The following is a 16,151-nucleotide window of genomic DNA, read 5'->3' as shown; positions in this document are numbered from 1 at the left end:
ATAGCCCCCAACCTGGGAACTCTTAAGTTGAGTTTAAAAGTCAGATTTGGGTGCGCTATGGAGCTCGTCGATGGAGGTGAAGGATTTGTCCTCGTAGAGGTCAACGGCAATCCGCCCGATCATCGCCGCATTATCCGAGCAGTACTGCAGTTCCGCCAGCAGCAGTTCGGCGCCGAAAGGGGCCAGAAGCTCCTCAATGCGCCCGCGCAGGTAGCGGTTGGCGCTGGCGCCTCCGACGATCGCAAAACGCTTGGGCGGGCGGGTTTTGAAATATTTTCGTAACTTTCGGAAGAGGTGCTCGGTGGCAATGTGCTCAAAGGAAGCGGCGATGTCGGGGTAGTCCGCTTCATTGCCCTCCTCGACGGCCAGACGAACGGCGTTCTTGAGACCCGAGTAGCTGAACGCCATCTCGCCGCGCTTTTGCAGGGGGATGGGGAAGGGGTAGCGCTCCCGGTCGCCCTTCAGCGCCAGCTTCTCGATGACCGGGCCGCCGGGGTACCCTAGCCCCATCATCTTCGCAACCTTGTCGAAGCTCTCTCCGAAGCTGTCGTCCATCGTCCGCATGACCGTTTCCATCCGATCCAGGCTCTCCACCTCGATCACCTGGGTATGCCCGCCGGAGACAAGCAGCACCGTCAGCGGGAACCGCGTCTCCTTCTCGATAAAGAGCGAATAGATATGCCCCTTGAGGTGGTTGACGCCGATGAGCGGGATCTTCAGCGTCAGGCTGAGCGCCTTCGCCATCGTCACCCCCTCGACCAGAGTTACCGAGAGGCCCGGGGCGTTCGTGACGGCGACGGCCTTGAGCTGGCCGAACCACCCTTTGCACTCCTCCAGGATCTTCGGCAGTGCCTCGGCGTGCAGCCGCGATGCCAGCTCCGGTACGACCCCGCCGTATACGGCATGCTCCAGCTCCTGGGATATCTTCTTATGGTAGACGAGTTTCTTCGTCGCTATCTCGGTGATGGCAATTGAGCTGTCGTCGCAGCTGCTTTCGATGGAAAGAATCACCCTAGGCCCTTTACCTGTTCCAGGATCCACGGCCATTCGCCGTAAGCGCTGTCTGCGTTGATATGGCCGGCCGCTTCCAGCACCATCATCGGCACATTCAATGCGCCTTGCAACGCCTGCGCCTCCTCCGGGGTCATATAGGGGTCCGTCGTCGACGTCACCAGCTGTATGTTCTCGGCAAAAAGGTTTGCGGGCGGTGTGATGGGGAAGAAGCTTTTGATCGTCTCGATCTCACAGTCAAGGCGCGGTGGAGCGACGAGAAAAAGATGCTCTACCGGTACGATCTCCCCTTCCTGGCAGAGATGAAACCAGAGGGTGTTCGCCAGGGAGTGGCAGATGACGACGTCCGGTGTGAACTCCTCCAGCAACGCTTTCACCTGGCGCATCCAGCGGTTTTTTGAAGGGAAGTGAGGATGGTCGAGCAGCGGAAAGCAGACCGTGCCGTAATCCCTGGCCAGCTCCCCCGCCAGCCAGCTCTGCCAGTGCGGGTAGTCGCTGCCGCCCCAGCCGTGCAGCAGAAGGACCTTTTTGCTCATGACACTGCTCCCACGTAAGCGCGCACCTCTTCGTCGATGGAGAAGACCTCTTCGACACTCCGGGGCATCCGGTCGAAATGCTCGAAGGCGTCGACGACCCTGCGGGAGATATCGAGGAAGCCGATCTTGCCGGCGATAAATTGGGCAATGGCCGCCTCGTTGGCGGCATTGACGACGACCCCGCGCTGGGGTTCACGCAGTAGCGCCGCTTTGATCTGCCAGACCGGGTAGCGCTCCTGCGTGATCTCGCGGAACTCCAGGCCGCCGACTTTGAGCAGGTCCACGGGTTCCAGGATCTGCTCCTCGACCTTGCCCATCAGGGCGTAGGCGATCGGCAGCTGCATATTCGCCCCGGCAATGTGCGCCGTCGTTGAACCGTCGGCGAAGTCGACAAAGGCGTGAATGAGCGAACGGGTCTCGATGATGGCATCGTAGTCGAGCTCCCCGAAAAGCCAGCGCGCTTCGAGCAGTTCGAAGAGTTTATTCATCATCGAGGCGCTGTCGATCGTGATCTTCTGCCCCATGGACCAGTTGGGGTGCTTGAGGGCGTCCTCCAGCGTCGCCGTGGCGAGTTTCTCGAGCGGCCAGTCGCGAAATGCCCCTCCGCTGGCGGTGATGGTCATCTTTTTGACCGGGCGGCTGTCATTGAGGAGGTACCAGAGCCCGAAGTGTTCGCTGTCGATGGGGTGGATGCGGGAGGTATCGATAAAGGCGCCCGCCGCCACCAGGGACTCCTTGTTCGCCAGGGCGACCTTTTTGCCCCGCTCCAGCGCCTTGAGGGTCGGGCGCAGCCCCAGGAAGCCCACCAGGGCGTTAACGACGAATTCCGAATCCGCCTCTTCGATCACCCGCAGGATCGCCTCTTCCCCGCTCAGGACATTGGGGTGGTTGACCCTGGGGATATCTGCCTCGTTCGCGATGACGACCCAGTTGGGGCGGTGCTTCTCGATCTGCTGGTTGAGCCGGTCGATGCTGTTACCGGCAACGAGGGCCTCAACGTTGAGCGAAAAGCGCTCGGCAATCGCCAGGGCGTTGACACCGATAGAACCGGTCGAACCGAGAATAATCACGCTAGACGAGTCCCCGCAGTAAAATCACCATAACAACGGCACCGAACAGGTAGCCGTCGATACGGTCGAGTACCCCGCCGTGGCCCGGCAGGACGTTGCCGCTGTCTTTGACGCCGGCCCGGCGCTTGAGGTAACTCTCGTAGAGGTCGCCGAACACGGCACTGATCGCCGTCGCCAGCGACACGGCAATAGCGACCTCGACGTTCACGACGCGCAGCCCAACGAAGACCCCGGCAATGGTGGCGATGACGATCCCGCCAACAACCCCTTCGAGCGTCTTGTTCGGGCTCGTCTCGGAAAACTTCGTCTTCCCGATGCTTTTCCCGACGACGTAGGCCCCGATATCCGCCGCAGCGACGACGACGATCAGCCAGGCCATCGCCACGAGACCGTAATCCTGATAAAGGGTCAGGAAAAAGAGCATCCCCGCCGTCGGGTACGCGAAGGGGAGGAAGAGGCGCCAGTCGGTGCGGGGTTTGTAAGCGGCATAGGCGGCGAAGACGACGCCCATCAACACGAAAAGGTCATCCGGGTAGGGGTAGACGGCGGCAAGAAGCCAGAGCATCGCCGCGAAAGCGAAAGAGGCGTTGTGGTGCAGGCCGTAGAGGTTGGCCGCCTCGTAGAAGGCGAGCAGGTAGACGCCGCCGAGGACCGCCCACATCAAAATGAAGTTGTCAATCCAGCCCAGCAGGATCACCGCCCCGATCAGCGCGGCCCCCGTTACTACCCTTTTTGTCGTCTCCGTTGCTGCCATTTTCGTCCCGTTTTTAAAGCGATTATACTACAAGTAGGCTGTACGCCCCTATGACCCGGGAGCAGCGGCCTGTTTGGAGACGGTCATCGTCTCGTACTTGTTGTAAAGCACGTTCGCCCCCTCCTGGATCTTCACCTCGCGTCTCGGGGTGTAATCGACCTCGAATACCCCTGGGCTCATTACCGAGAAATCGACGCAGAGCTTTGCCGCCGCCTCCAGGACGCTCTCGGGCACCTTTTGCTTGTCCGTCGTGATGATGACGTGGGTCGAGGGACGGTCGCGCAGGTGAAGCCAGATGTCCCTGGCCCGGGCGCGCTGCAGCAGCGCGATATTGCCCCGTTCGTTCTTGCCCAGCTGCACCTTGTACCCCTCAATCCAGAAGGTCTCGACCGCATCGTCGCTCTTCTCTTTGGTGCGTCCCGTCTGCTTCGGCGGGAAGAGGCGGGCGATCTCTTCGACCGTCGCCGCCCCCTCGACCGTCGCGATAAAGTGCTCGAAGTGGCTGACTTTCCCTTCCAGCCCTTCGCGCTCGATATGCATGTTCGCCGCCTTCTGCTTCGTCTTCTTCGCCAGCTTGAAAAAGTGGTCGCTCACCTGGTGGGCGGAGGCGAAAGCGCGCGGAAGCTCGACTTCAACGGGGCTGCCGTCGTAGTCGTCCAGCGTGAGACGCGTCTGGTAGGGCTTGATCTTGTAGAGGTTGGCCAGGGCAAGGTTGCCCAGGTGCTGCAATCGTGCCGCCTCCGCCTCCAGCGCCGCTTCGTCTTCAAGGACTTCGAGGTGCTTTTCGAGCCGTCGGAGTTTTTTGTGCAGCAGGCCGACTTTTTGCTGCTTGAGCGCCGCCAGCCGCGCCGCCTGCTCCCGGTCGCACACTTCGTAGAGGTAAGCCTCCACGTCATCGAGGGGGTACTCCTTCGGCGTGAACTCCAGGGGCGGGGGCGGCAGCAGGGGCTGGCCGACGCGCACGACCCGGTAGGAGGTGGATGCATCGATGTGGCGCAGCGCCTCGAGGACGACCTCATCCTCATCGAGGATGATCGCGTTGGTCGTTTTGCCGGTGAATTCGAGTTGCAGGACGGTCTTGGAGTGCTTGTACGCTCCGCTGAGCGCCGCTTCGATACGAAGGATCTTGTCGTCGTTGTAGAGCGAAATGTCCGTGATGACGGCGCGGTTGAACCGCTTGGCCAGCACGACGTCAAAGGGGGCCTGGTAGACCTTGCTGCGCCGGATGTCGTGGCGGCACATCGCCAGGTAGCTGTGGCCCTTTTGCATGTTGGCATAGAGGCTCTTCTCCCCCAGGACGACCTTGATCGTCGTGTCATTCACACGGTGGATGGCATTGATATGTTTGAAGGCCTGAAGGTACTCGGCGATCTGGCGCAGGTGGGAGAGTTTCATAGGGCGCATTATAGCGCAGGGGGCGTTAGAAGAAGAGGCGCCGCCACCACGGTTTTTTCCGTGCCGGGTCAAGGACTTTGCGCATGCGTTCGCGGCGTTCGGCCTGCAGCGTCAGCTCTTTGCGCAGGGCTTCGAGCTTCTCGGGCCGGACCAGCAGCTCTTCGTCACGCACCGCCGTCCCCCTGCGCGTTGAGGTAGTTCATCAGCTCCCTTACTGCTTCTTCGTTCTTGATGCGGAACTTGATCTCGATGCGGCGCGATGCCTGCTTGTCCTCTTTGCCGTTCGTCCCCAGCACCGGCTCGGTGAAACTGCGGCCGCTCGCGCTCAGGTACTGCCGGAAAAGCTTCCGGTTCTGCGGGTACTGAGTGTAGAGGAAGGTCATCACCGCCAGGGCACGCTGCTGGGAGAGCTCCAGGTTGAAAAGGTAGCTGCCGTCGGAGTTCGTATGCCCCTCAATGATGATCCGGTCAATATAGCGCCGCATCTGCTTGTCGCTGAGCAGGGCGTCGATGTACTGCCCCAGCACCCGGCTCAGTTCCTGCTTCGCTTCGGGTTTGAGCGTCGCCTCCCCCTGGTTGAAAAGCACGTTCGACGCAAAGCGAAGCGAACCGCTCTTGGGGTCGATGCTGATCGAATCGCCCAGCTCCTCTTTGAGATGCTGTACGACCTTGACCTTGATCCCCGTGAGGTTCTTGATCTTGATGCGGGTGAGGTTCAGATCCTCCACCACCTTCTGGTAGGCGCGTTTTTTCAACAGCAGCGCCTTCTCCAGCTCTGCCATCTCGTCGTCGCGCAGTTTGATCAGGTTCGTGTCTTCGGCATGCTGTTTCTCGGCCGTCTCCAGCTCAGAAGCGAGCCGCTCCGCCTCGCTTTGCAAAGTAGCTCTTTGCGTCTCCGTCTCCAGCAGCAGGGCTTTGAGCTGCTCCATCTCCCCGCGGGTCAGCGCCAGTGCGGTTGTCCGCTCATGCAGGGTCGTATTCAAATCATCTACAGAGAGCCTCAGCCCCTCCGCTTCGCTCTGCAGCAGGGCCAGTTCCATGCTGAGGTGGGCGTTCGCCTCCCGAGAGGCGGCCAGCAGTGCCTGGATCTCTCGCAGCCGCTTTTTCTTCTCGGAGAGCGCCTTCTCGCTTAGCCCGAGCGCCGTTTTCTGCGCCTGCAGGTCTGCGCGGATCGCGAAAAGATCCGAACGCATCAATACTGTTTTGACGACGATCGCTCCCACCAGCAGGATAAAGACGAAGAGCAGCCCCGCCATCAGGTCGGCATAGGAGATCCAGAAGTTCTGTTCCCGCTCGCCGTTGTCCCGTCGCCGCAGCATGCTCAGCGCGTCTCCCCGTCGCTTTTGTTCAGCCGGGCAATCTGCTCGACGATCTGGGCCGTCTCCGAATCGATCAGCTTCAGGGTACGCTGCAGTTTCTCCAGGAACTGCGCATCGAAGCCGCGGATATGCTCATCAAACTGCACACCGACCCGGTCGATCTCCTGTTTCATCGATTCGATGTTGGAGAGCACTCCGCTGTAAAGCTCCCGGACGTTGCCGGCGTTAAGGTTGGCCAGCGCCTCGCTGAGCCGCGCAATCTCGCCGCCCAGGGTCTCCGCGACGGTCACACCGTGCTGATACTCCCGGGCCAGGGTGTGCTGGCGCTGCTCCATCCGCTCATGCTCTTCGCGCATCTGCGCCGCAAAGCGCTCGACCCCCAGGCCGACGCGCTGCAGCGCCTCCGCCGAAGCGGTCTGCTCTTTGGCAAGGCGGTCGAACAGCGTACCGCTCTGCGCCATCAGCTGCCCGAAGGTTTCCGCCGCCTGCTGCTCCCGGTCGATGATCTGGCCGAAAATGTGCAGGCGCTGCTCCAGGGTACGGTTCACCTCCGCAACGAAATCGCGCGAAGCCATCGCGTCGAAGAGCGTGTCGAGCTTCTCGAAATGGGCCAGGCTCTGGCGGTAGTAGGTCTGCTCCATTTCCGTTTTCTCCCAGAAGAAGGGGCGCGTCACCTCGCGGATCTCCGCCACGTCCCGTTCGAAGCGGCTGATGCCGCTCTTTTCGAAAAAGATCCACCAGATGGAGAGGAAGATACCGTAAATGGAGACGTAAAAGGCCGTCCCCACCCCGCCGAGCAGCCGGGAGATCTCCTGCTCAAGCACTTCGGAGGTCTGGGCGGAAAAGTCGGGCATCGAGATGGCGATGCTGATAAAGGTCCCCAGGATCCCCAGCGTCGGGAAGATCCCGGCGGCCACGGAGGAGAAGTTCTCGTTGCGTATCGTCCCCGCAGACTCGGCCAGGAAATCATCCAGCGTCGCATTCGCCTTCTCTGTCCCGGCGACGGCGAGGATGTTCTTGTTGATGAAGGCCGCCAGCGCCCGCTGGATACCGCTGAAACCCCGCCGGAGCTTGCACGAGGCGTAGAAGGCGTTGTGCGGGGCGAAAAAGAGCCAGATCAGGAAGATGGCCCCCATCATAATGACACTGTGCGCTTCAACCTTGAAGTTGACAAGCCCCGCAAACCCCGCCATGGCGAAGAGCCAGAGCAGCAGCGGCAGCGACATCAGCCAGAACAGGCGGATACCGCAGACAGTGTGGCGATTAAAGCGCTGGGACAGCGCCGCGAGATCCTCTTCAATAACCATTTCCCACTCCCGGATGCGTTTGGGCCATACTATCCTAAATCATCTAAGAAACCTGCACATCGGGCACGCCGAGCGCGCCCTGTGCTATACTTCCGATATTCATTCAAGGAGGCCGGATGCGCGCACCGAGAGGGTTCGGAAAACGCTACTTTACGCTCAGCGCCATCCAGGCCTACAGTGCCGTCACCACCCTGCAGCGCCATGAGAACCGTACCCTGGCGCACCACGGTATGGTCAGCGACGAAAGCGACGACGAAAAGGGTCTCGAAGACGAGGAAGCTGCACCGGAACTCGCCGCGGCGGAGCTTCCCGGCGGCCGACGCCGCCCCTGCCACTGCAACCTCCATTTTCACCGCCTCGCCTGCAGACGCCTGCGCACGCATGACCGTCCGCGACGCCCCCGCAACCCCTTCCGCCACACCCGTTCGACCCTCTCGCCGCCCGCAGCGCCCTGCTACTTAACCCCATTACCCATTTCCAAAGGAACCCAATGAAACCCATCGCACTCTCCCTTGCCGCAACCGCCCTGTTGAGCGGCACCCTTTGCGCCGAAGGTATCACCCTCGAAGCCCTGACCGTCATCTCCAGCCCCCTGCACAGCACCGAGCTCAACGCCGCCGACAGCGTCGAGGTCTACACCGCCGAGGAGATCGAAAAGGCCCACGTGCAGTCGCTCTACGAGTTCATCACCCTGCAGACCTCCCTCTTCGCCCTGCCCTCCTACGGCAATCCGATGGCCCAGCGGCTCGACCTCCACGGCTACGGCATCGAGAACGGCTACCAGAACATCGTCGTCACCCTCAACGGCCGCCGCCTCAACAACGTCGACATGGTCCCGCAACTGCTCAGCGCCATCGCCCCCTCCGACATCGAACGCCTCGAGATCGTCAAAGGGGGCGGGATCGTCCTCGGCGGCGACGGCGCCAACGCCGGGGCGATCCACATCGTCACCAAGAACGACAGCAGCAAAGAGGTACGTTTCTACGGCGGCATTTACGGCACCTACGATGCGGCGTTCCGTGTCGGCCACAGCGACGACCTTCTGACGGTTTCAGCCTCCGGAGAAGCCTACCACACCGCCGGAACGCGCCATATCGATGCGGCGCAGAACCGGGACGAACAGAAACTGGCAAACGGCACTTTCGATCTTGCGCTGACGCCAAGCGATCTCTTCGAATTCCGCCTCGGCGCCCAGTCAAGCCGCATCGACGCCGCCTACGGAAGCACCCTGACCCAAAGCGAGTTCAACGACGATCCCGCCCAACCAGGCGCCTTCCCGGCCCCGGCGTACCAGCAATACGACATCGATGCCTTCAGCACCGGCCTGACCCTCTTTCCGACAGCCGACCTCTCCGTCTCGCTCGATACCTCCGTTGAGAAGAAAAAGTCCGTCTACGATCTCCCCGCCTGGTTCTACCGCAGCACGGCCACCTACGACTACCGCACGGCGGCGCTGGCCCTTGACTACACACACGGCGGGCTGCAGCTCTCCCTCGGCGGCACGCTCTTCGACGGCAGCCGGAACGGCGGCGCGACGGCGTTCGCGATCGCCAACGAAACGACCAAGCAGAATGCCGCGGCCTACGCGCTGGCCCAGTACCGTGCGGGAGCCCATACCCTCAAGGCGGGCTACCGCTATGAGACCGCCAAGTACGACTACAGCGACGCGAACAACTCCCTCGCGCGCTCCGAAACCCTTCACGGCGTCGAAGCGGGCTACAACTTCCGTCTCAGCCCGGAACGTTCGCTCTTTGTCAGCTACGCCCACGCCTACCAGGCACCCGACGTCGACCGCTTCTTCAACAGGGATTTCAGCGGCAACGTCACCTTTAACGGTTTTATCGACCCGATGACCTCCGACACCGTCACGGCGGGCTATACGGCGGTGACGGCAGCGAACAAGTTCAAGCTCTCCGCCTATTACGCCGCGCTTAAAAACGAGATCTATTACTACAGCGACCCCGCGTACATCGCCTCGGTCAACACGAATATCGACCGTTCCCACAAGGTCGGCGTCGACCTCTTCGAGCAGTGGAAAGTCACCGAGCGCTTCGCCCTCTCGCTCAACTACAACTACGTGCAGGCAATTATCGACAAAGAGGTCCAGAACGGCGAGGATTTCGGCGGTAACGACCTTCCGGGCGTCAGCCCCCACACCGTGAAAGCGGCCCTCACGATCCTGCCGACGGACGCGCTGAGCTTTACCCTCTCGCACACCTACCGATCCCAGGCCTACGCCATGAACGACTTCGGCAACAGCTATACGCAGAAGCAACGCGCCTTCAACAGCACCGATGTCGTCCTCAACTACGACGCGGCCTCTTATGCACTTTTTGCTAAAATCAACAACATGTTCAATAATCCCAACGGCCTCTGGGTCGCAGACGACGCCATCTACCCCGTCAATTTCACCACCACCGCCCTCGTCGGCGCCACCTTGAAGTTCTAAATATGATCCGTACCCTGCAGGACCGCGAGAAGAGTGCGCTGCCTGCGGGACGCGCCGACTTCCTGCTGGCCGCGGCAGGCCCGGTTACGCCTGCCCCCGGTCCGCTGACCCTGTCAGTCGAGGCCCTCACCCCTTTTGCCGTCATGCGCATCCTCGACCTGGGCCTTACGTCCGAATCGGAAACGTACGGAACCGTGACCTTCGGCATTGACCCACAAGGCGCCTTCAATGCAAAGGCATCTTTTGAAAAGGGGCGCGAATTCGGGCGCTACTACAAACCTGCTGGCGATTACGTCATCCTTGGCGAAAGCGTCTCCCCGGAGGCCGCGGACGCCGCGGCCCTTCTCAAACCGCTCCCCGGCATGGGGCTCTTCGAACAGCTCGGCCGCACGGCGGACGGTTTCCTGATGTTCGCCGCGGGCTTCATGCTCGAGGCGTGCCGCCGCTTCCCCGTCGTCCTCGGCGGCGGAAGCAGAATGGCGGCGGCACTGCTGATCGCCAACCGGGTCGTGCGCCGCGACGGCCTGCCGATGGACCCGCGCAAGCTCACCCTCTGCACGGCCGAGGGGATCGCGGAAACGGAACGGTCGGTGACGCTGTCGCTGCTGGGGCAACTCGACTTCCGCCCGCGGACCCTCTACGTGGAGCTCCCTTCTTACGACAAAGGGGAATCCTACGCCGGCGCGGCCCTTGCCTACGGCACCATGCAGGGGCTGACCATTGCGCAGATCACTGCGCGGGCCGAGCGCGGGGCGTAACCGATGCAGGCCCGCAACCTCGCCCTGAGACCTTTCATTTGGTACAAGTTTTATAACGCCCTCTTCACGGGCATCTCGGTGGGGAGCATCTTTATCATCTACGCGCCCCTGCAGCCCTACGTCTACTCCCTCGGCGGGATCCTTCTGGCGCTGGCCATGCTCGTTATTGCGCGTTTTTACACCCGCATTCTCAACCGGACCTGGTTCTGGCGCATCTCCCTCACCGTCGAAATCGTCATGCTGCTGCTCGTGCTTTACTTCCTGCTCTTTTCGTACAGCTACGCCAGTGCGCTCTTCGTCTATGCCGGCTACCAGCTCACCTTCGCCTTCGGCTCCTACCTGGTGCGCGCCGAGACGATCCTGATCGAAAAAGCCAAAGCGCTGACCTACCTCGACGTCTACAAGCAGGCGGGCTACCTCGCCGGGATGCTCGTCTCGTTTCTCTTCTACAAGACGTTGGAGTACACCGCGGGCATCGATGAAAGCCGAATACAGGTCTACCTCGTCCACTACGTGCTGCTGGTCGCGGAAATCGTCGTCATCTACTATCTCTACCGGGCGTTCCATCCCGCCGAAAGGAGAGGCTTATGACCTATACGGCGTGGTTCGAAGCGCATGCCACGGCGCACAAAAAGATCGTGGAGAAACTGCTTGCCCGCGGCTTCGGCAAAGCGGAGATCATCGACTATTTCGATTTTGACAACATGGTGGAAGCGGAGCCGGCGTTTTGCCCGCTCTACGCGGAAAAGAAGAAGTGTCACGATATGGAAAAGCTCAACTGCTACCTCTGCGCCTGCCCCAATTTCCGCTTCAGCGATGCCGGGATGGAAAGGCGTGAAGGCAAAACGGTCTATAGCAGCTGCGCGATCGCTTCAAAGGACGGGAAAACCGCGGTGTACGGCGATGCCGTACACCAGGACTGCTCCGGCTGTACGGTGCCCCACCACAGCGACTATATCGACAAGGTGTTCGATACGGAGTGGGAGCGGATCATGGCAGCGTGCCGCCGCGATCAATAGGGATAGTTCGGCAGGCGGTCGACCCGCTCGACGGTGTTGCCCTGCTTGATGATCTTGACGCGGTCGCCGGGCAGGAAGCGCAGCTCGCCCTTGGCGACGATGACGATGTGCTCCCCGCTGTCGAGCCGCACGGTCAGCTCCTGGGCGTTGGACTGCCCCGCCGCGCCGCCGACATAGGCGCCGGCCAATCCACCGCCCAGCGTCGCAATCCCCCGGCCGGGTCCGCGGCCGACGGTCGAACCGAAAATGGCTCCGATCAGTGCACCGATAAAGGCCCCCGAACCGTCGTCGGAGATCCGTACCGGCCGCTCCTCGACCACCACGCCCACAAGATAGTGCTTCACCTGCCGGTAGGTCCGGCCGTCGTAATCGGCCCCCTGTCGGGTGGCACAGCCGCCGAGCACGAGCATCAGTGCCGTCGCTAGGATGAGAAAACTTCGCATGGCATCTCCTTTCTCTGTAGTATAGTGTAAAAACGTGAGCATAACGTGAACGGAAACGCCCCCTTGCGAAACGTCCTTCGGTTAAAAACATTTGTAGTCTTTACGTTTTTGGCGAATCTAAGCCGAAGCCATTTAAAATAATAATTATGAGCAAGGAAAATAAAACACCCCCAAACGACCCCTACAAGGATTACGAGCCCGAAGTGGTGGAGTATGACCCGGAAGTGGACGGCGGTGAGGAGCACCTGATCCGCGACGATCTGCTGGCGGAAAAAGAGCGCCTCAAGGATGTGATTACCCGCCTCAAAGAAAAAAACCGCGGTAACCGTAAAGTCCGGCGTTAACGCCCCGGACTAACCCCTCCTTAAACCGCCTTAATCTACAATCGCGGAAAAATTCCCGGGATTTGTTCATGATTCAAGAAGCCCATAACGCCTACAACGCACAGGATTTTGCCACCGCCTTCGCCCTCTACAGCGACCTCGCCGAAGCCGGGAACGCGGATGCGCAGGTCTCGCTGGGGTATATGTACCAGCAGGGACAGGGCACGGCCGTCGATGATGCCGCAGCGCTGAAATGGTACGAAAAAGCCGCCGAGCAGAAACAGCCCTATGCGCTCTTCAACCTCGCCATCCTCTACGCCAACGGCCTCGGCGGCGTCGCACACGACCAGTTCAAAGCCCACGAGTACTACCTCGATGCCGCCGTGCACGAAGTCCCGCAGGCGATGTACGAGACCGCGATGATGCTCGAACGGGGACTGGGCTGCGTGCAGAACTACTCCGAAGCGGCATTCTGGTATGAAGAGGCTGCCAAGCGCGGCCACCGCGAAGCCTTCAACAACCTCGGCGTCTTCTACAAAGAGGGCCACGGCGTCCACCAGGATTTCGGGCGCGCCTACGTCTGCTTCTCCCGCGCCGCGGAGGCGGGGCTGGCCCAGGCGCAGTTCAACCTCGGCCTCCTCTACGACCAGGGGCTCGGCGTTGAAGAGGACCACGACAAGGCGCTCGAGTGGTGCCGCAAAGCCGCCTACAACGGTCACGAAAAAGCCAAAGAGATCATCAAGGGTCTGCAGGACGAAGGTAAGATTGTTTTCTAACCCCCGCCGCTCTGCGGCGGACTTCACAACAGGTAAAGCGCGCCTGTTTTCCTATATAATGAGCGTTTAGCAAACCAAAAAGGTATAGAGATGTTCACAGGGTTGATTCGGGAGATGGCAACGGTAAAACGGTTCAGCGGGGACCGCCTGAGCCTCAAGGCCGCCTACCGTCCGAAACTCGGCGACTCCATCGCCATCAACGGCGCCTGCCTCAGCGTCGTCTCCCTGGAGAGCGACGGGTTTACCGTCGAGCTCTCCCCCGAAACACAGGGGATCATCGCCACCGAGAACCTCAAAGGGCGCGTGCATATCGAACCGGCCATGCAGTTTGGCGACCGGCTGGAGGGGCACATCGTCCAGGGGCACGTGGACACCGTCGGCACCGTCAAGAGCATCAGCGACAACGGCAACAGCTACGACGTCGTCATCGACGTCGACAAGAAGTTCATCCCCTACATCGTTCCCAAGGGTTCCATCGCCATCGACGGCGTCAGCCTCACCGTCAATGACGTTTATGAGAGCAGCTTCCGTCTCACCATCATCCCCATCACGATGCGCGAAACCCTCTTCGGCAGCTACCGAAACGGTACGAAGGTGAATATCGAAACGGATATGTTCGCCCGCTACATCGCCCACTTCCTTTCGCACAAGGATGCGAAACTCGACTGGGAAACCGCCGAGCGCTTCACGGCGCTTTACTAACTACGTATAATGAATTGATTTGCAAAACAGTCGAGCGCGGTTTAACTGCGCGTGGGTCTCGCGCCGAGCGAAACCCAGTGTTAACGTAGATATCCGGGCTTTGCTCGGATATCGTACAATCAATTGAGCTTCAATATTCCCATCATATTCAGCATGACGATGACCAGCGCCACCGGCGCGACGTAGCGCAGGCTGAAGTGCCAGATGCCATAGGCAAAGCCCAGCTGATGCTTCACCGCCGCTTCGACGCGGTTGGGTTCGATGACGTAACCGATAAAGATCGCCATAACGAGCCCCCCCGTGGGGAGCAGGATCGCCGCGGTGACGTAGTCGATCCAGTCGAAAAGGTTCTTGCCGCCCCAGGTGAGCAGCGCGCCGTAATCACTGCTCCCCGAATAGATGACAACGATACCCACGAGGTAGAAAAAGAGCCCCATCGTCGCTGATGCCTTGAAACGGCTCCAGCCGAAACGGTCTATTGCCAGCTGGACCATCGGCTCGACGAGGGAGACGGCGGAGGTAAGCCCCGCAAAGGCGAGGGAGATAAAAAAGAGCACGGCAAAAACGTTGCCCAGCGTCCCCATCTCGTAAAAGACCGCCGGCAGCGAGATGAAGACGAGGCCCGGACCGGCAGAGGGTTCCGCACCGTACTGGTAGAGGAAGGTAAAAAGCATCAGCCCCGCCAGCAGGGCAATGCCCGTATCAAGCGCCACGACGACGAGGGCGCTTTTGACGAGGCTGCTCTCCTTGGGCAGGGAGGCCGAGTAGGTGAGCAGGGAACCCATCCCGAGCGAGAGGGTAAAAAAGGCGTGCCCGACGGCGGTGACGAAGGCCTCGGAATTGAGCTTGCTCCAGTCGGCGCTGAACATGAACTTCCACGCCTGAGTAAACCCAGCCTGGGTCGTCGCGTAGAGGAACATCCCGCCGACAATGAGGAAAAGCATCGGCATCAGCACAAGGTTCAGCTTCTCGATACCGCCCTTGATCCCGCGGATAACGATGACGGTGATGATGAGAAACGCAAGGGTGTGGTAGAAAATCTGGGTTTTGAGGTCCGATCCCAGCATCGTTTTAAAGAGCCCCGCGGCCTCCTCCGGCGAGGAGGGAAGATTACCGAGCGAGACAAAGATGTAGTTGAATATCCAGCCGATGACCACGGAGTAGAAGGTCATGATGAGCAGGCCGGTAAAGGCCATGAAACCGCCCCATTTCCACGCAGCTTTGTGCCGCGGGGCCAGCTCTTCGAACGCCGTCAGCGTGTCGCGGCGGCTGAGGTAGCCGATAAGCAGTTCGGCGATCATGACCGAAAACCCTATGAGCATCACGGTAAAAAGATAGACCATGACGAAGGCACCGCCGCCGTACTCCCCGGTGATGTAGGGGAATTTCCAGATATTGCCCAGCCCGACCGCACTCCCTGCGGCAGCAAGGATAAATCCTATTCGGCTAAAACGTGCTATTTTCATCAAGGTTTCCTAGGTTCGTTGTATACCCGGTCTATTTAAACAAAAAAGTATTGACAAAGGGCTTAACATCAGTTATAATTTCGCCTCACTTATCCGGATTATCCGTGTGAGGTGACAAGGTCGGGGTGTAGCTCAGTATGGTTAGAGTACTTGGTTTGGGACCAAGGGGCCGAAGGTTCGAGTCCTTTCACCCCGACCACCTCTACAACATTCTTCATGGTGGGTATAGCTCAGTCGGTTAGAGCACCAGTTTGTGGCACTGGGGGTCGTGGGTTCGAACCCCATTACCCACCCCATGTTTTGACAACATTCCCGATAATATTTTTTTTTTGATACACCATACGTTTTTACACTATGGAAGCGCCCGTGGCTCAACTGGATAGAGTATCGGACTTCGGATCCGACGGTTATAGGTTCGAATCCTATCGGGCGTACCACCGGGGCTTCCCCATTTACAGATGCGCTCTTAGCTCAGCTGGATAGAGCAATGCCCTTCTAAGGCATCGGTCGCAGGTTCGAATCCTGCAGGGCGTACCACTTGATTTATACGCCAAACGAGCAAAAGCCCGTTTGACTACGCTAACGCTGTGTTTACTTCAGCAGCAGGCTCGCGCACCCTTGGTGCTTTTGGAAATATGCTTCGCTGTTTCCGATGAAAAAATCATATCCGTTCAAACCTCTGAACGATTATGCGGACGTGGTGGAATTGGTAGACACGCCAGACTTAGGATCTGGTGCCCAAAAGGTGTGGAGGTTCAAGTCCTCTCGTCCGCACCATCTTCATACGCTTTAATCCTTAAGCTTATTTTCTTAAAATGATCGC

18 protein-coding genes and 5 tRNA genes are annotated in these 16,151 nt (G+C 59.9%); 13 read left to right on the top strand and 10 right to left on the bottom strand.

From position 1 onward, the window contains the following. Window positions 1–33 precede the first annotated feature (33 nt). Genes tsaD through LOH54_RS00810 form a run of 8 tightly spaced genes read right to left on the bottom strand, consistent with a single transcriptional unit; the run spans window position 34 to window position 7,392 of the window. Entirely contained in the window at window positions 34–1,011 is a 978-nt protein-coding gene (gene tsaD, locus LOH54_RS00845) for a tRNA (adenosine(37)-N6)-threonylcarbamoyltransferase complex transferase subunit TsaD (protein WP_231019705.1), read from the bottom strand. Beyond that, window positions 1,008–1,547 carry an RBBP9/YdeN family alpha/beta hydrolase gene (locus LOH54_RS00840; RefSeq protein WP_231019704.1) on the bottom strand — a complete coding sequence of 180 codons (540 nt, stop codon included), beginning with the start codon at window positions 1,545–1,547 and terminating at the stop codon, window positions 1,008–1,010. Before LOH54_RS00840 ends, tsaD begins: the two co-directional genes overlap by 4 nt. Continuing rightward, on the bottom strand, window positions 1,544–2,617 hold the full coding sequence (dxr, locus tag LOH54_RS00835; RefSeq protein WP_231019703.1) for a 1-deoxy-D-xylulose-5-phosphate reductoisomerase: 1,074 nt from the start codon (window positions 2,615–2,617) through the stop codon (window positions 1,544–1,546). Before dxr ends, LOH54_RS00840 begins: the two co-directional genes overlap by 4 nt. Window position 2,618: 1 nt before the next feature. Next, entirely contained in the window at window positions 2,619–3,371 is a 753-nt protein-coding gene (locus LOH54_RS00830) for a phosphatidate cytidylyltransferase (RefSeq protein ID WP_231019702.1), read from the bottom strand. Window positions 3,372–3,419: 48 nt separating this feature from the next. Further along, complete coding sequence (locus tag LOH54_RS00825; protein WP_231019701.1) at window positions 3,420–4,766, bottom strand: NFACT RNA binding domain-containing protein; 1,347 nt, start codon at window positions 4,764–4,766, stop codon at window positions 3,420–3,422. Between the two features lie 25 nt (window positions 4,767–4,791). Further along, window positions 4,792–4,938: a hypothetical protein gene (locus LOH54_RS00820; protein WP_231019700.1), complete on the bottom strand. Its 147-nt coding sequence runs from the start codon at window positions 4,936–4,938 to the stop codon at window positions 4,792–4,794. Beyond that, window positions 4,931–6,085, bottom strand: a complete 1,155-nt coding sequence (locus LOH54_RS00815; RefSeq protein ID WP_231019699.1) for an OmpA family protein — start codon at window positions 6,083–6,085, stop codon at window positions 4,931–4,933. Before LOH54_RS00815 ends, LOH54_RS00820 begins: the two co-directional genes overlap by 8 nt. Window positions 6,086–6,087: 2 nt before the next feature. After that, complete coding sequence (locus LOH54_RS00810) at window positions 6,088–7,392, bottom strand: MotA/TolQ/ExbB proton channel family protein (protein ID WP_231019698.1); 1,305 nt, start codon at window positions 7,390–7,392, stop codon at window positions 6,088–6,090. A gap of 116 nt (window positions 7,393–7,508) precedes the next feature. Here LOH54_RS00810 and LOH54_RS00805 point away from each other — a divergent pair, with 116 nt between their 5' ends. From LOH54_RS00805 to LOH54_RS00785, 5 genes are read left to right on the top strand one after another with little or no spacing between them, the layout of a single operon-like run. Then, the gene (locus tag LOH54_RS00805) at window positions 7,509–7,886 is read left to right on the top strand and encodes a hypothetical protein (protein WP_231019697.1); all 378 of its coding nucleotides are present in this window, start codon (window positions 7,509–7,511) and stop codon (window positions 7,884–7,886) included. Further along, window positions 7,883–9,841 (top strand): TonB-dependent receptor, encoded by a 1,959-nt coding sequence (locus tag LOH54_RS00800; protein ID WP_231019695.1) that lies wholly within the window; start codon window positions 7,883–7,885, stop codon window positions 9,839–9,841. The genes LOH54_RS00805 and LOH54_RS00800 overlap by 4 nt, the downstream gene beginning before the upstream one ends. Before the next feature lie 2 nt (window positions 9,842–9,843). Then, entirely contained in the window at window positions 9,844–10,599 is a 756-nt protein-coding gene (locus LOH54_RS00795; protein WP_231019694.1) for a nicotinate-nucleotide--dimethylbenzimidazole phosphoribosyltransferase family protein, read from the top strand. A 3-nt stretch (window positions 10,600–10,602) separates the two neighbouring features. Further along, window positions 10,603–11,190: a hypothetical protein gene (locus LOH54_RS00790; protein ID WP_231019693.1), complete on the top strand. Its 588-nt coding sequence runs from the start codon at window positions 10,603–10,605 to the stop codon at window positions 11,188–11,190. Beyond that, entirely contained in the window at window positions 11,187–11,618 is a 432-nt protein-coding gene (locus tag LOH54_RS00785) for a hypothetical protein (RefSeq protein ID WP_231019692.1), read from the top strand. Before LOH54_RS00790 ends, LOH54_RS00785 begins: the two co-directional genes overlap by 4 nt. Here LOH54_RS00785 and LOH54_RS00780 read toward each other — a convergent pair. After that, on the bottom strand, window positions 11,612–12,061 hold the full coding sequence (locus tag LOH54_RS00780; protein ID WP_231019691.1) for an outer membrane lipoprotein: 450 nt from the start codon (window positions 12,059–12,061) through the stop codon (window positions 11,612–11,614). The two genes, LOH54_RS00785 and LOH54_RS00780, sit on opposite strands and share 7 nt — an antisense overlap. A 146-nt stretch (window positions 12,062–12,207) precedes the next feature. Here LOH54_RS00780 and LOH54_RS00775 point away from each other — a divergent pair, with 146 nt between their 5' ends. From LOH54_RS00775 to ribE, 3 genes are all read left to right on the top strand, one after another. Further along, complete coding sequence (locus tag LOH54_RS00775; protein WP_231019690.1) at window positions 12,208–12,405, top strand: hypothetical protein; 198 nt, start codon at window positions 12,208–12,210, stop codon at window positions 12,403–12,405. A gap of 68 nt (window positions 12,406–12,473) precedes the next feature. Then, window positions 12,474–13,160 carry a tetratricopeptide repeat protein gene (locus LOH54_RS00770; RefSeq protein WP_231019689.1) on the top strand — a complete coding sequence of 229 codons (687 nt, stop codon included), beginning with the start codon at window positions 12,474–12,476 and terminating at the stop codon, window positions 13,158–13,160. Between the two features lie 90 nt (window positions 13,161–13,250). Next, window positions 13,251–13,862, top strand: coding sequence for a riboflavin synthase (gene ribE, locus LOH54_RS00765; protein WP_231019688.1), 612 nt, complete (start codon window positions 13,251–13,253; stop codon window positions 13,860–13,862). Between the two features lie 119 nt (window positions 13,863–13,981). On the opposite strand, the gene LOH54_RS00760 is transcribed toward ribE, so the two are convergent. Next, window positions 13,982–15,328 (bottom strand): sodium-dependent transporter, encoded by a 1,347-nt coding sequence (locus LOH54_RS00760; RefSeq protein WP_231019687.1) that lies wholly within the window; start codon window positions 15,326–15,328, stop codon window positions 13,982–13,984. Between the two features lie 121 nt (window positions 15,329–15,449). On the opposite strand from LOH54_RS00760, the gene LOH54_RS00755 reads away from it, so the two are divergent. The 5 genes from LOH54_RS00755 to LOH54_RS00735 all read left to right on the top strand — a co-directional run bounded on the left by LOH54_RS00755 (window position 15,450) and on the right by LOH54_RS00735 (window position 16,105). Continuing rightward, a tRNA-Pro gene (locus LOH54_RS00755) sits at window positions 15,450–15,527 on the top strand. Between the two features lie 20 nt (window positions 15,528–15,547). Continuing rightward, window positions 15,548–15,624 (top strand) — tRNA-His (locus LOH54_RS00750). A 64-nt stretch (window positions 15,625–15,688) separates the two neighbouring features. Next, a tRNA-Arg gene (locus LOH54_RS00745) sits at window positions 15,689–15,765 on the top strand. 23 nt (window positions 15,766–15,788) lie between these two features. Next, window positions 15,789–15,865 (top strand) — tRNA-Arg (locus LOH54_RS00740). A 154-nt stretch (window positions 15,866–16,019) separates the two neighbouring features. Beyond that, a tRNA-Leu gene (locus tag LOH54_RS00735) sits at window positions 16,020–16,105 on the top strand. Window positions 16,106–16,151 lie beyond the last annotated feature (46 nt).

This window comes from Sulfurimonas sp. HSL-3221 (genome assembly GCF_021044585.1).
Lineage (GTDB): Bacteria > Campylobacterota > Campylobacteria > Campylobacterales > Sulfurimonadaceae > Thiomicrolovo > Thiomicrolovo sulfuroxydans.
The sequence above is the reverse complement of the archived record's forward strand: the minus strand, read 5'-3'. Positions and strand labels throughout refer to the sequence as shown.

Bases quoted from the DNA above. Each gene is read 5' to 3' on its own strand.
- LOH54_RS00790 (WP_231019693.1), top strand. From the start codon at position 10,603: ATGCAGGCCCGCAACCTCGCCCTGAGACCTTTCATTTGGTACAAGTTT.
- LOH54_RS00830 (WP_231019702.1), bottom strand. From the start codon at position 3,371: ATGGCAGCAACGGAGACGACAAAAAGGGTAGTAACGGGGGCCGCGCTG.
- LOH54_RS00780 (WP_231019691.1), bottom strand. From the start codon at position 12,061: ATGCGAAGTTTTCTCATCCTAGCGACGGCACTGATGCTCGTGCTCGGC.
- LOH54_RS00825 (WP_231019701.1), bottom strand. From the start codon at position 4,766: ATGAAACTCTCCCACCTGCGCCAGATCGCCGAGTACCTTCAGGCCTTC.
- LOH54_RS00810 (WP_231019698.1), bottom strand. From the start codon at position 7,392: ATGGTTATTGAAGAGGATCTCGCGGCGCTGTCCCAGCGCTTTAATCGC.
- LOH54_RS00800 (WP_231019695.1), top strand. From the start codon at position 7,883: ATGAAACCCATCGCACTCTCCCTTGCCGCAACCGCCCTGTTGAGCGGC.
- LOH54_RS00840 (WP_231019704.1), bottom strand. From the start codon at position 1,547: ATGAGCAAAAAGGTCCTTCTGCTGCACGGCTGGGGCGGCAGCGACTAC.
- LOH54_RS00785 (WP_231019692.1), top strand. From the start codon at position 11,187: ATGACCTATACGGCGTGGTTCGAAGCGCATGCCACGGCGCACAAAAAG.
- ribE (WP_231019688.1), top strand. From the start codon at position 13,251: ATGTTCACAGGGTTGATTCGGGAGATGGCAACGGTAAAACGGTTCAGC.
- LOH54_RS00760 (WP_231019687.1), bottom strand. From the start codon at position 15,328: ATGAAAATAGCACGTTTTAGCCGAATAGGATTTATCCTTGCTGCCGCA.
- LOH54_RS00775 (WP_231019690.1), top strand. From the start codon at position 12,208: ATGAGCAAGGAAAATAAAACACCCCCAAACGACCCCTACAAGGATTAC.
- LOH54_RS00770 (WP_231019689.1), top strand. From the start codon at position 12,474: ATGATTCAAGAAGCCCATAACGCCTACAACGCACAGGATTTTGCCACC.
- LOH54_RS00805 (WP_231019697.1), top strand. From the start codon at position 7,509: ATGCGCGCACCGAGAGGGTTCGGAAAACGCTACTTTACGCTCAGCGCC.
- LOH54_RS00795 (WP_231019694.1), top strand. From the start codon at position 9,844: ATGATCCGTACCCTGCAGGACCGCGAGAAGAGTGCGCTGCCTGCGGGA.
- LOH54_RS00815 (WP_231019699.1), bottom strand. From the start codon at position 6,085: ATGCTGCGGCGACGGGACAACGGCGAGCGGGAACAGAACTTCTGGATC.